Below are 14,400 nucleotides of genomic sequence, written 5' to 3' on the forward strand. Positions count from 1 at the left end.
TATGAACCATAACTTAATCTATGGTAAGCATGTAGTTTATGAATTATTAAAAAAACATAAAAACATGGTTAAAGAAATTTGAGTTAAAAATTTAAAACTTTTAAATGAATTTGATTTGAAAAATACAAAAATTAAAATAAATGTTGTATCAGAGAATAAATTAAATCAGTTATTAAAAACAAATAAACCACATCAAGGAATTATTGCAGAAATTAAAGATTTTAACTATACGCCATTTGATGAATTAATTAATGACTTAAATACAAAAGAAAAATCATTAGTTTTAGTTTTAGATCAAATTCATGATCCTTATAATTTTGGAGCAATTATTAGAAGTTGTAGTTTATTAAATGTTGATGGAATTATTATTTTAGATAAAAAACAAGTACAAGTTAACTCAACAGTTCTTAAAACAAGTAGCGGTTCAGCTTTTGATATTAAAATAAGTAAAACTAATAATTTAAATAATGCTATTAAAATTTTAAAAAATAATGGATTTTGAATTTATGCAACTAATTTAAATCAAAATTCAACTGATATGACAAAAACCCAGTTTGCTAATAAAACTGTTGTAATTATTGGAAATGAGCAAAAAGGTGTTAGTGAGTTATTAACAAAAAATAGTGATTTTAATATTTATGTTCCATCTAATAAAAACATTGATTCATTTAATGCAAGTGTTGCTTGTTCAATTATTTGTTTTTGAATAGCAAATTATTTGAACAAATTGTCATAGTTTTTTAATTAAAAGAAATATATATATAATATTAATTGTTAGTATCTTTGGAGGTTTTATATGAGAAGTTCAACAAATAAAAAAGCAACATTAGTTTGTGTTGAGTGTTTAAGTAGAAATTATTCTGTTAATAAGAGTGGTTTAACTCAAAAACAAAGACTAGAAATTAAAAAATTTTGCACTACTTGTAATGCACATACCCTACATAAGGAAACAAGATAATGGAAAAAGAAATTAGTATAGATCAAGTTGAACAAAATGAACTTATAAAACCTAAAAATACACAAAAAATTTCTAAAGCAACTAAAAAGAAATTAAAAGTTAAAAAAGAAAAACAACCAAAAAATTTTAGAAAATGATTTAAAGAGCTTCCAATAAGAATGTCTAAAGAATTTTTTAAAATTAGATGAACTGGTTCAGGAAGTTTAGGTAAAAAATTTTTAATAGTAATTATTTTTATGAGTATTTTTGCTTTGTTATTTTTTGGTGTAGATATTGTGATTCAACATTTATTTAGATTAATAAAAGCATTTTAATTAGGAGAGACAATTTATGACTTATGAAGAAATTAAACAACTAGAAGATGAGTTGTTAGAAGCTAAAGGACAATGATTTGTAATTTCTTGTCAAACTGGGCATGAAGAAAAAGTTTTAGGTGATCTACAACAAAAAATTAAATCAGCTAATATTGAAGATGAAGTTTTTTCAATAAAAATTTCAAAAGCGAATCAAGTAAGTAAATCAGGAAAAACTTCAACTAAAAATAAGTTTCCAGGTTATATTTTTATTAATATGATTATGAGTGAAAAGGCTTGATTTTTAATTAGAAATACTCCTGGGGTAACTGGATTTATTGGTTCAAGTGGTCGTGGGGCTAAACCTTCTCCTTTAACTATTGAAGAAACTTTAAATATGTTAGTACCAAATATTGAAGAAATTCAACAAGCTCATGAAGAAGAAAAAGAACAAGAAACTAAACAAAAAAATGAAGCAGTCGCTAAAAAAGCTTTGTTTACTGCTGATTTTAAAATTGGTGATGTTGTTAAAGTTAAATCTGGTATTCATGAAAATGAAGAAGGTACTGTTAAAGACATGGACTATTCAAAAGGTGTAGCTTTTGTTGCTATTGAAATGTTTGGAAGATGAACTACTTTAGAAGTTTCATTTAAAAATGTTGAACCTATTAAAGAATATTAATTTAAATAATTTGGATCAATAAAAACTAGTTTTAGAACTAGTTTTTTTTATTTTTTTTAGAAATAAAAAATAAGCTTTGTTTTCTGAAATATTAGTAAATTAAAAGCTAAATTATAAGAAAAACCCTTAAAAAAGGCGTTTTTTTGCAATTATTTTCCAAATTTTGCTTTTTATTTTTATTAATTTATTAATAAAAAAACAAAAAAAGCATTTGCAAATATAAAAGTCTTTGTGGTATTATTTCTATTAACATAGAATAAGCAACTAGAAAAGAGAAATATTATTAACATGAAAGCTAACTAATTTTTGAAATTTATTTTAGTAATATCTTGTAATTGATGTTAGTAATTACTTAAATGTTGCAATATTTTATTCATATTGAGATTGTATGTCTCTGCTTTTTTCTCAAAAATGAACATAATAAAAACATTGATTAAGGAGTATTGCTTATGTCAAAAATAAATTTTAAAAAATACGTATGACACAAATATGCTATATCTGCTAGTTTAATTATTGTTGCAACTACTGCTGTTTTAGGATCTGCTTATAAATACTCAACTACATCTATTGAAAAACTTGGTCGTAAAAATTTTGTTGATGAAGAATCATTTAAAAATGCTTTTATTGATCCTAATGCTTTGCCTGTAACTGAATTTTCTGAAGTTCATAATAATAAGAAAAGTGTAAAGTATGATCCAGAAAAAAACATAGTTAAATTTAATAAAAAAGAAATAAGTGTTGATCAATATTTACAACAGTATTATCAAAAGTATCAAGCCTTACCTTATTTAAATATTAGATATGGTTCATTTAATTTTTACAATCAATATATAGAAGCTGTAAGCCCACAAGAATTTTACAAATTCACTAAATGATTTATGAAAAATGTTTCTTGAGGTCCTGAAATTATTACTCTAAAATCGTTTTCAATTGTTAAGGGTGTTGAAATGAGTGGTAATAGCATTACTTTAGGAGCACATAGTAATAAAAACAAAGAAGAAACAACTATTAAGTTTTATCCTGATGCTTTTTTTGGAACACTTCCTATTTATTCTAATTTGAGTGGTAGAGGTAACGCTTATGAGTCATTAACCTATAAATTGAACCAACAAGTTCTAACTCAAAAAGACTTAGAAGGTTTTTTAGCTAATGTTAAAAACTATAATTCGCTAGCTAATTTATCTCAACAAACAATTAATAAGTCATACTTTAGAGGAATTACTAATGTTAGTTTTGTAAAAGAACAAAAAGTTTTTGTTTATAAACAAGAAAATTGACAAAGTAAATTTTCTAAAACTTATTCTGAATTAGAAAAGAAAAGATTAGAAGATAAATCCCCATATTTGTTTGCTATTCCAGCAAATAGTTTACAAGAAGCTCGTAAAAAATTAGAAATTAAACTTTCTGAGTATAAAAAAGAAAATGATTCTTATAAATTTTTTGAAAAAATAAATCCAAAGAATGTTGCTTTAGAAGAAAAAACTATTAGTGATGCAGAAGTAAAACAAGATAATACTAATAAGATTATTGATAAAAAATTAGTTTTAACTTTTAATGATAAATCAAAATACATTATTCATAATGCTTTTTCTGATGTTTTAACTGAACAAATGACTTCTAATGGTAATAAAACTTATGTTGCACTTAAAAATTATGTTAATTTTTCTAATGCTAAACAAGAATTAGAAGACAAAGTAAAAAATTTTATTTTACAAATTAAAGAAAATATTAAATTAAAATCTAATGGAAAAGAAAAAGAATTAGAAGGTCTTTTAAAAGAATTTGAGTCTGATAATAGTGTAGTTAGTTTATTAAAACAAAAAGACTTAACATCAGATGTTCTTAAAAAAGTTAATAAAAAATTATTTGATTCTGAAGATAAGTTTAATCAAATTTTAGGTAAAACTACTAGTAATAAAGCATTTAATGAAAAAGAATATTATGAAACAGATATTGCATATTCATTACCAGAATTAATTACTTTAGAAACTTTAGTTCAACATAGTGATAAAAATAAATTGAATTGAAGAGATTTTTATAACTTAAATGAATTTGTTGCTGATAGAAAAAATATATTAAAAAATGGTTTAACAGAGTTTTTTGTTTATTCAAAATTTGTTAAAGAAATAAATGCTAATGAAAATGTACTGCTACCTTAAGCAAAAACAAGTAAAATATCAATTAAATATTGATTAGTTACTTTTAATTTAACATATTTTTTAAAAATTATAAACCCAAATTTAAAAAAAATTAAAAATTTTGCAAAACAAAAACTATGCTCTTATTTTATAAGCACTTTTTTTAGATTTTGTAATTTTTAATTTATCAAGATTTTATTAAACCTTATAACTATTAAGGTTGTATAGGGTATTTAAAAATATTAACAGATTAGTAATTTTCTTTTGTTTAACTTAATGCTTGAGTTTTTAGATTTGTTATATCACTTACACCAAATATCAATATTTTTTAAATAGTCAAATATTGATTTATAAAACTTTTTATTTGAGTGAATTGTTCCCTTTTTAAGTTGTCCATGAAAACTCTCAATTACAGCATTATCTAAACAAGAATAGTTGACACCCATTGATTGTCTAATGTTGTATTTTAAACAAAGTTTTCTAAACTGTTTTGATTCATAAACTAATGCATGATCTGAGTGAATGATTAAACCTGATATATCAATATTTAATTGTTGATATTTTTTAATTGTGTGTTTTAGGTTTTTAACAACTAAATGAGTGTCATTTTTATTACTTATTCTATAATCTATAATTTCTTTTGAAAAACCATCAATAGTAGTAGAAAGATAGTATTTTTGCTTATTTAAAGTTATATATGTAACATCTGTATAAACTACTTGTCCTTGTTGTTTAAATTGATTAAAATCACGATTAACTAAATCTGGTATATTAAATTTATTTTTACCTGATTTATGATGTGGTGTTTTTGATTTGTTTTTCAACCAACCAACTACTAGGTTTCACTTTCTCATTATTTTTAAAATAACTTTATGATTAACAACTAGGTTATATAATTCAAAAAGTTTTTGTTTTATTTTTCTATAACCTATTAAATTATGATTATTAACAAATATTTTAATAATTAATTGTTCTAATTTATTAGGTTTATTTATATTTACTTCAACTTGTTTTAATCTTTTGTAATATAAACTCTTTGAAACACTAATAGTGTTTAATATTTTATTTATTGGAATATTAAATTCTTTTTGAATTTGATATATTTGGTGAAAAACAGAAATGCTTTTTTTGTTTTGTTTTTGTCAAATCTCTTTTATTTTTAATAAACCATTCAAATTTTGTTGGTGTTTGAATAAAACTTGTGATTGATGATTAATTTTCTTTAATAATATTTTTTGTGTTTGATATTTTCAATATTTAAGTGTGTTGTAGTTTATATTGTAAATACTAGATAATTCTTTTAAGGATTTAAATTTAAATTCATTAAATACCTTGTGTTTAAATTCTAAGCTATATTTCATTAATATCACCTATTTATACTATTTTTGACTAATTATAATATTTGAATATAAGTTTTTACTTATTTTAAATACATAAAATAACAACTCTAATCACAAGGTATATAGAAGTATATCTAGGTGTATATTTAGTTATATAGGATTAATAAAGTACTTTAGAATAAAGGGAATTTAATTTAATTATTTAGACTTTTTTATATTTATTAAAACAAATAAAATAACATACTTTTAATTTCTAATAATTATTAAAGTATGTTTTAAGGGGTTTAATAATCAAAATAAGGAGGTGTTTTACTTTGGTAGGCGGTTTACATCAACTCATAGTAAAATATCTTGTAAAATTAGTTTTTAAAGTATAAACAAAATAGTATTAAAAAAAACACCTAATTTTTAAATCCCCCGAACCCCATATTCCGGACTAAAAATCCAGGAAATGGGGTTTTTATATGTCCAAATTAGATTTAGAAAAAAAGTTAAAAATTGTTAAAGAAGCTAAAAAACTTAATGTAAAAAGGAGCACTTATTTAGCAAATAAGTATAATATTTCAGATTCAACTGTAAAAAATTTAATTAATAGATTTGAAGCATTCGGAATTGAAGGACTTATTAATAAGGATAAAAAACCTTATTATAGTCCAAAATTAAAACTCAAAATTGTATTATATAAACTTAAAACTAATCAGTCTTATGATGAAATTGCAAGAAAATTTAATATTGTTTATTCATCAACTATAGCTGGATGATTTAAAAAGTATAAAGAATATGGATTTTTAGGGTTAAATAATAATATAGGGAGACCTAAGAAAAATATGAAAAACCCTAATAAAAAACCAACTAAAATAAAGAAATCTCAAGTAGAAATTAATAATGAACAACAGATTAAGGAATTAAAAGAACAAGTTGAATACTATAAGTTGGAGGCTGAATTCTGAAAAAAGTTCCACACCTTGTTGACAAAACAAAAATCAACAAGGAAAAAACAAAAGTAGTTTTAGAATTACTAAAAACACACAAAAAAGTTAAAATTTCTATTCTCTTAAAAATAGCCAAGCTGCCTAAATCTTCTTTTTATGAATGAAAACATAAGTTAGAAAATACAATAGATAAAAACAAAGAATTAAAGGAAATGATTGTTGATATTTTTAACAAATCATTTGAAACATATGGGTATAGAAGGCTAAAAATAGCTTTAGAATCAAAAGGATATATTGTTAATCACAAAAAAATTTTAAGGTTAACTAAAGAGCTTGGTGTTCAGTGTATCAAATTTAGAACAAAAAATGGAAGATATAGTTCTTATAAAGGAACTGTTGGAAAAATTGCAGATAATGTTTTAAAAAGAAATTTTCATTCTTTACAAGAAAACAAAGTTTGATGCACTGATGTAACAGAGTTTAAAGTTAATGGTCAAAAGTTATATTTATCACCAATTATTGATCTTTACAATGATGAAATTATTTCGTATTCGATTCAAACTAATCCTAACTTAAACTTAACAAATTCAATGCTAGAAAAAGCACTTAAAAAGGTTAAAAATACAAATGGTTTGTTAATTCACTCTGATCAGGGATTTCATTATCAACACATTAGCTGAGTTAAAAAACTAGAAGAAAATAACATAACACAAAGTATGTCTAGAAAAGGTAATTGCTTAGATAATGCTATTATAGAAAACTTCTTTGGTTTATTAAAACAAGAAATTTATTATGGTGAAAAATATAATTCAGTAGAAGAGTTAACTAAAAGGATTCATAAATATATTTATTGATATAACAACATAAGAATAAAAGAAAAATTAAAAGGATTGTCTCCTGTACAATTCAGAAAACAATCCTGTTATAATATTGAAAAATTTTAGTCCGTGTTTATGGTAGCGGGGGGAAATAGGTGTTTGATTAAAATTATTGATTAGATTTTTTACGTTTATATAGATAAATTGCAGAACCTAGTATACCTATACCTGCAATACCACCTATAATCCCTAAAACAATTGATAGTGTTTTTGTATTGTTAGGATTATAATTTCTAAATTTTTCTGGGATTTGTCAAAGTTTAGATGAAAATATCCCCCAACCAAAATTATCTCATTTAGTTACTTTACCAACATCTCACATTGAAATATCTTGGTTAAAGTTTTGTGCTCCTTTAAACATATAACTCATATCAGTTACATTAGAGACATCTCAGATTGAAATATTTTGGTTAAAATTATAAGCACCAAAAAACATACCTGCCATATTAGTTACATTTGAAGTATTTCACATTGAAATATCTTGATTAAATGAACTAGCTCAAAAAAACATATGATTCATATCAACTACATTTTCTGTTTTTCAATTGTTTAGTGGTTGGTTGAATTTTTCAGCCCCATAAAACATTTCCCCCATATCAGTTACATTTGAGGTGTTTCATTTATCAAGATTTTTTACACTGCTAGATTCAAGACCGACAAATGCACCATATAAACTAGTTATTCATGGTGGAAGTTCAACAGGAACTTCAGTTGTGGCTGGTCTAAATTGTTTAATTTGAACTGTACCATTTTCAAGAGTCTTTCAACCTATTTGAACAACTTTTGTACCATCATAAACATGCTGTTTTTCTTTTAATTGAGGGTTTGTCTCTTTTTGTTTTTGTTTCTGATAATTGTTTGTTGATAAAACTTGGTTAAGATTATTGGTTAATAAGTAACCCCCCACAGCAACTCCAGACAATGTTAATGTTGAAATTGTCAGTAGTGTTAATATTTTTTTCATTATATATAATCCTTTCATTTTTATTATATATATTTTTTGAAAATTTATTATTTATTATATTTTTCTCTAATTTAAGATGGAGTCAACACTATCTAAATTTTTCTGGGATTTGTCAAAGTTTAGATGAAAATATCCCCCAACCAAAATTATCTCATTTAGTTACTTTACCAACATCTCACATTGAAATATCTTGGTTAAAGTTTTGTGCTCCTTTAAACATATAACTCATATCAGTTACATTAGAGACATCTCAGATTGAAATATTTTGGTTAAAATTATAAGCACCAAAAAACATACCTGCCATATTAGTTACATTTGAAGTATTTCACATTGAAATATCTTGATTAAATGAACTAGCTCAAAAAAACATATGATTCATATCAACTACATTTTCTGTTTTTCAATTGTTTAGTGGTTGGTTGAATTTTTCAGCCCCATAAAACATTTCCCCCATATCAGTTACATTTGAGGTGTTTCATTTATCAAGATTTTTTACACTGCTAGATTCAAGACCGACAAATGCACCATATAAACTAGTTATTCATGGTGGAAGTTCAACAGGAACTTCAGTTGTGGCTGGTCTAAATTGTTTAATTTGAACTGTACCATTTTCAAGAGTCTTTCAACCTATTTGAACAACTTTTGTACCATCATAAACATGCTGTTTTTCTGGCATTGGTGGTTTTGTAATAAAAGTTAATCGGACTTGTCCTTGATATTTGTTAGATGGGTTATATTGACTATTTGTTTCTGGGTATATTTCAACTTGTTGACCTCTTTGTAGTGATCTTCATGCTATATCAGAGCTAGTTAAATTAATTCCAGGATTTTTTTCATTAATTGCTTTTAAGATAGAATTAAAGTTTTTTTCTTTTATATAACCTAAATCTGTATTTCTAATAATATCTTGAAGTTTAGTTTTAATTTTGAAGTTAACTATAACTTGTCCTTGATATTTGTTAGATGGGTTATATTGACTATTTGTTTCTGGGTATATTTCAACTTGTTGACCTCTTTGTAGTGATCTTCATGCTATATCAGAGCTAGTTAAATTAATTCCAGGATTTTTTTCATTAATTGCTTTTAAGATAGAATTAAAGTTTTTTTCTTTTATATAACCTAAATCTGTATTTCTAATAATATCTTGAAGTTTAGTTTTAATTTTGAAGTTAACTGTAACTTGTCCTTGATATTTGTTAGATGGGTTATATTGACTATTTGTTTCTGGGTATATTTCAACTTGTTGACCTCTTTGTAGTGATCTTCATGCTATATCAGAGCTAGTTAAATTAATTCCAGGATTTTTTTCATTAATTGCTTTTAAGATAGAATTAAAGTTTTTTTCTTTTATATAACCTAAATCTGTATTTCTAATAATATCTTGAAGTTTAGTTTTAATTTTGAAGTTAACTATAACTTGTCCTTGATATTTATTTTCTGAACCATTTGACTTAGGTGTTATAGTTGCTGAAGTATTAGTTATATTATTAAGTTTTATATGATTTTCATTCATTGATCAATCATTTTTAGAATTGATTAGGTCAAGTAAGGTTCTTGATGTATTGTCTTTTATATAACCTAAATTTGTATTTCTAATAATATCTTGAAGTTTAGTTTTAATTGTAAAGTTAACTGTAACTTGTCCTTGGTAATTGTTGTTTTCTTTTGCTTTAACAATTGCACTAGTATCATTTATAGGATCAATATCAACTTGGTCTAAAGTTAGATTTAGATTCTCATTTGCTTTATTTATAGCATTAAGAATTGAATTTTTATCTTTATCTAGTAAAGTACCTAAACTAGTTGTTGAAATTTTGTCAGCAATTTTTGGTCTAATATTATATGTAACTTCAACTTGACCTTGATATTTAGAACTGTCTGGTTTTGCTTTGATAACTGCTTTGTTTTCATTAGTTTTTATTTCAACAGTTATATCATCTTTAGTTAAATTTAAATCTGGGTTAAGTTCATTAACCTTAGTGATGATTTGTTCTTGGGTTGGATTATCAAACTTGTCTAAATGAAGTTTTGTTATAATATCTTGAAGTTTAGTTTTAATTGTAAATGTAACTGTAACTTTTCCCTGATAATCATTGTTGGTTGGTTTAACAGTGATAGTTGCACTACCATTTCTTCTTTCACCAATTGTGACATCACTTAGGTTTAAGTTAACATTTTTGTTTGAGTTTTTAAATGCTTCAAAGATTGATTGTTCTTTATTGTCTAATAAAGCACCTAGATTTAGTTGTTTTGCTTCTTGCTCAAGTTGTTTTTTAACTGTAAAGTTAACTGTAACTTGTCCTTGGTAATTGTTGTTTTCTTTTGCTTTAACAATTGCACTAGTATCATTTATAGGATCAATATCAACTTGGTCTAAAGTTAGATTTAGATTCTCATTTGCTTTATTTATAGCATTAAGAATTGAATTTTTATCTTTATCTAGTAAAGTACCTAAACTAGTTGTTGAAATTTTGTCAGCAATTTTTGGTCTAATATTATATGTAACTTCAACTTGACCTTGATATTTAGAACTGTCTGGTTTTGCTTTGATAACTGCTTTGTTTTCATTAGTTTTTATTTCAACAGTTATATCATCTTTAGTTAAATTTAAATCTGGGTTAAGTTCATTAACCTTAGTGATGATTTGTTCTTGGGTTGGATTATCAAACTTGTCTAAATAAAGTTTTGTTATAATATCTTGAAGTTTAGTTTTAATTGTAAATGTAACTGTAACTTTTCCCTGATAATCATTGTTGGTTGGTTTAACAGTGATAGTTGCACTACCATTTCTTCTTTCACCAATTGTGACATCACTTAGGTTTAAGTTAACATTTTTGTTTGAGTTTTTAAATGCTTCAAAGATTGATTGTTCTTTATTGTCTAATAAAGCACCTAGATTTAGTTGTTTTGCTTCTTGCTCAAGTTGTTTTTTAACTGTAAAGTTAACTGTAACTTGTCCTTGGTAATTGTTGTTTTCTTTTGCTTTAACAATTGCACTAGTATCATTTATAGGATCAATATCAACTTGGTCTAAAGTTAGATTTAGATTCTCATTTGCTTTATTTATAGCATTAAGAATTGAATTTTTATCTTTATCTAGTAAAGCACCTAAACTAGTTGTTGAAATTTTGTCAGCAATTTTTGGTCTAATATTATATGTAACTTCAACTTGACCTTGATATTTAGAACTGTCTGGTTTTGCTTTGATAACTGCTTTGTTTTCATTAGTTTTTATTTCAACAGTTATATCATCTTTAGTTAAATTTAAATCTGGGTTAAGTTCATTAACCTTAGTGATGATTTGTTCTTGGGTTGGATTATCAAACTTGTCTAAATGAAGTTTTGTTATAATATCTTGAAGTTTAGTTTTAATTGTAAATGTAACTGTAACTTTTCCCTGATAATCATTGTTGGTTGGTTTAACAGTGATAGTTGCACTACCATTTCTTCTTTCACCAATTGTGACATCACTTAGGTTTAAGTTAACATTTTTGTTTGAGTTTTTAAATGCTTCAAAGATTGATTGTTCTTTATTGTCTAATAAAGCACCTAGATTTAGTTGTTTTGCTTCTTGCTCAAGTTGTTTTTTAACTGTAAAGTTAACTGTAACTTGTCCTTGGTAATTGTTGTTTTCTTTTGCTTTAACAATTGCACTAGTATCATTTATAGGATCAATATCAACTTGGTCTAAAGTTAGATTTAGATTCTCATTTGCTTTATTTATAGCATTAAGAATTGAATTTTTATCTTTATCTAGTAAAGCACCTAAACTAGTTGTTGAAATTTTGTCAGCAATTTTTGGTCTAATATTATATGTAACTTCAACTTGACCTTGATATTTAGAACTGTCTGGTTTTGCTTTGATAACTGCTTTGTTTTCATTAGTTTTTATTTCAACAGTTATATCATCTTTAGTTAAATTTAAATCTGGGTTAAGTTCATTAACCTTAGCGATGATTTGTTCTTGGGTTGGATTATCAAACTTGTCTAAATAAAGTTTTGTTATAACTGTATTTAGCTTAGTTTTAATTGTAAAGTTAACTGTAACTTCACCGTTATATTTGCTGTTTTTAATAGGAATAATTCTTGCATATTCTTTTGTTTTAAAAGTTTCATCAACTCTAATTTGACCTTTAACTTGTTCAAATTTATTTTCAAGTATTGAAATAATTGTCTTGTCTTGATTATCATTTATAGCACCTAAATCAAAGTCGTTAATAAACTTAACTAAATGTCTTGAAGCGTATTCTAATCGTTTTTCTTTTTCAAGTTTAAGTTGTTTTTCATACTCTTTTGCTTGTTTTAAAAATTCTTCACGTTGTTTTCTTTGTTGGGGAGTTAATCACTTTTCAAGTTCTTTATAGTATTGTTCTTCATAACCTTTTCTTAGTACAGGAACTGATTTTTGATGGTTATAATAATACAAAAATCAACCAAATCCTGAACCAGCTCAAAGTGAAGCTAACATAATATAAGAAATTGCTTTTTTGTTTAGTTTCTTGTTTGATGTAGATTTTGATTTTTGTTTTATTTTAGAATTATCTTCAATTTCTTGGTTAGTTTTAGATTTTTTATCCACTTTTCCTTTCTCCTTTCAATTTTATAAAAAATAATTTTGGTTTTCTATTTATTAAATTAATAATTAAATTAATTAATTAAACTTTTTTCTAGTTTTGTTTAAGGTATATCAAGGTATATACTTAACACACTTATATATAAACTTTGTTAGGTAATATAGTAAGTAATTTGTTAATATTCTTAATGTTTTTTCTTAAAACAAATTCACTCATTCGATCTAATTGAATAGCACAAAGTCATTTTGAAACACCAAAACAATAAATCAACAAAGCATTTATAATAAAATAACTTAAATAATGTTGTTTTAAACAAGTAATAATCCATTTTCTAACTAATCAATGTGATGGTTTACTAGTTAGTTGTTTTACTAGTTTAGTTGGTTCAATATTATGTCACTCTTTAGAATAAAATAAATAATCATTTATATTTTAAAAATATAGTGTCCAAAATTGGGAATTTTTTAATATTTTTATTCATACTAATCACCAGGAACATTTTCTAAAAGTTGTTTTAAAAAGTTAGCATACATTTGAGAACGGTTAGGTTTCATACCAAATCTTTTTTCATATTGAATTTCTAAATCAACTACCTTTTTAGGAATAGTTATACAAACTCTTCTTGTAGATGATTGTTTGTAACTTAGACCATGATTTGAATATTGTTCACTAAATAAATTTTTAGACATTATAATGCTTTCCTTTCTTTTAATTCATTAACTAAATCTATAAATAATTGTTTAGTTGTTGGTGATTCAAACATTCATTTTTGTTCAGGTAGTATTGATTTTGAAATATTTGCTTGATTTGGTATTACAGTTTTTAATAAGTATTGTGGGACTTTTCTTTTTAAAAGTTCTAGTGTTTCTAGTGGTTGCTTTGTTGGTTGAAATCTATTCAAAATAACTGCTTTTATGTTATTATCAAGTCCACTTTCAGATAAAGTAGAATGTCAATCTTCAACAAATTCAGTCAATATGCTTGCTGAGTTTAATGAAGTATCTGTTATAAAAATAACTGAATCTGCATTTTTATAAGATAGAGTTGTTGAATTTGTTAATGCTGAATGTAAATCAAAGAATATATAATCAAAATCATCAAAATATTGATTTTCAAATTTTCTAAAACTTGCATCCATAGTCATAAAAGGTAATAATGGTTCAACTTTTGAATCTCCCGGAATTATTCAAATGTTTTCTACATCTGTAGGAATAATATCTACTGTTTCATTTTTGTTAAAAATTTTGAATGATTCTTCTTGTTTTGAATTAGTGAAAAAATTTGTTAATGATCGTTGTCTATCAAAATCAATAAGTAATACTTTCTTACCTTGACTTGCTAAATAAACTGCCAAATTTGAAGTGATAAGAGTTTTACCAACACCACCTTTGTTGTTGTGAATTAATATTTTTTTATATTTTTTCATATGTTAGCCCTTTCTATTGTATTGGGTTTAAATTAAGTCAATAAACAAAAAACAACCAGGTTTTAAGTGGTTGTTATAAGCAAGACAAAAAGGCATTACTTATAAATAATGCTTTTTAATATATTATTGGTTGAGTTGTAGTACTTAAAAATATAAATATATATTAATATAATATCATAGAAATTAAATTAAGTCAAGAGATGAGCTATAAATAA

The 14,400-nt window shown here is 24.5% G+C and carries 10 protein-coding genes and 1 pseudogene; 6 read left to right on the top strand and 5 right to left on the bottom strand.

Annotation, left to right across the window (positions count from 1 at the left end; genetic code table 4):
• The first annotated feature begins 1 nt into the window (after position 1).
• The 5 genes and pseudogenes from rlmB to V2P32_RS04270 form a co-directional block, all read left to right on the top strand.
• Entirely contained in the window at positions 2 to 736 is a 735-nt protein-coding gene (gene rlmB / locus V2P32_RS04250) for a 23S rRNA (guanosine(2251)-2'-O)-methyltransferase RlmB (RefSeq protein ID WP_434343451.1), read from the top strand.
• Positions 737 to 796: 60 nt separating this feature from the next.
• A complete protein-coding gene (gene rpmG, locus V2P32_RS04255; RefSeq protein ID WP_011387009.1) occupies positions 797 to 958 on the top strand; it encodes a 50S ribosomal protein L33 in 162 nt (53 codons plus the stop codon).
• Complete coding sequence (secE, locus tag V2P32_RS04260; protein WP_014584349.1) at positions 958 to 1,272, top strand: preprotein translocase subunit SecE; 315 nt, start codon at positions 958 to 960, stop codon at positions 1,270 to 1,272. The genes rpmG and secE overlap by 1 nt, the downstream gene beginning before the upstream one ends.
• Before the next feature lie 16 nt (positions 1,273 to 1,288).
• Complete coding sequence (gene nusG / locus V2P32_RS04265) at positions 1,289 to 1,933, top strand: transcription termination/antitermination protein NusG (protein WP_434343452.1); 645 nt, start codon at positions 1,289 to 1,291, stop codon at positions 1,931 to 1,933.
• A gap of 449 nt (positions 1,934 to 2,382) precedes the next feature.
• Positions 2,383 to 4,077: pseudogene (locus tag V2P32_RS04270) on the top strand (PDxFFG protein); the annotation flags it as partial.
• Between the two features lie 236 nt (positions 4,078 to 4,313).
• Here V2P32_RS04270 and V2P32_RS04275 read toward each other — a convergent pair.
• Entirely contained in the window at positions 4,314 to 5,432 is a 1,119-nt protein-coding gene (locus tag V2P32_RS04275; RefSeq protein WP_434343453.1) for an IS3 family transposase, read from the bottom strand.
• 443 nt (positions 5,433 to 5,875) lie between these two features.
• Here V2P32_RS04275 and V2P32_RS04280 point away from each other — a divergent pair.
• Positions 5,876 to 7,287, top strand: a protein-coding gene (locus tag V2P32_RS04280; protein WP_434343454.1) for an IS3 family transposase whose coding sequence is annotated in 2 segments (ribosomal slippage) — positions 5,876 to 6,368 and positions 6,368 to 7,287 — 1,413 coding nt in all. Because the reading frame shifts where the segments join, the coding sequence is not laid out codon by codon here.
• A 43-nt stretch (positions 7,288 to 7,330) separates the two neighbouring features.
• Here the strand turns inward: V2P32_RS04280 and V2P32_RS04285 are convergent.
• The 4 genes from V2P32_RS04285 to V2P32_RS04300 form a co-directional block, all read right to left on the bottom strand.
• The gene (locus tag V2P32_RS04285; RefSeq protein WP_434343455.1) at positions 7,331 to 8,185 is read right to left on the bottom strand and encodes a BspA family leucine-rich repeat surface protein; all 855 of its coding nucleotides are present in this window, start codon (positions 8,183 to 8,185) and stop codon (positions 7,331 to 7,333) included.
• An 88-nt stretch (positions 8,186 to 8,273) separates the two neighbouring features.
• On the bottom strand, positions 8,274 to 12,764 hold the full coding sequence (locus V2P32_RS04290) for a BspA family leucine-rich repeat surface protein (protein ID WP_434343456.1): 4,491 nt from the start codon (positions 12,762 to 12,764) through the stop codon (positions 8,274 to 8,276).
• 477 nt (positions 12,765 to 13,241) lie between these two features.
• Positions 13,242 to 13,448: a hypothetical protein gene (locus V2P32_RS04295; RefSeq protein WP_041159695.1), complete on the bottom strand. Its 207-nt coding sequence runs from the start codon at positions 13,446 to 13,448 to the stop codon at positions 13,242 to 13,244.
• Positions 13,448 to 14,185, bottom strand: coding sequence for a ParA family protein (locus tag V2P32_RS04300; protein WP_434343457.1), 738 nt, complete (start codon positions 14,183 to 14,185; stop codon positions 13,448 to 13,450). Before V2P32_RS04300 ends, V2P32_RS04295 begins: the two co-directional genes overlap by 1 nt.
• Between the last annotated feature and the right edge of the window lie 215 nt (positions 14,186 to 14,400).

It is taken from the genome of Mycoplasma sp. 06067-C1-B144P-99-0482-3 (genome assembly GCF_051053925.1).
Taxonomy (GTDB): Bacteria; Bacillota_I; Bacilli_A; order Mycoplasmatales; family Mycoplasmataceae; genus Mycoplasma; species Mycoplasma leachii.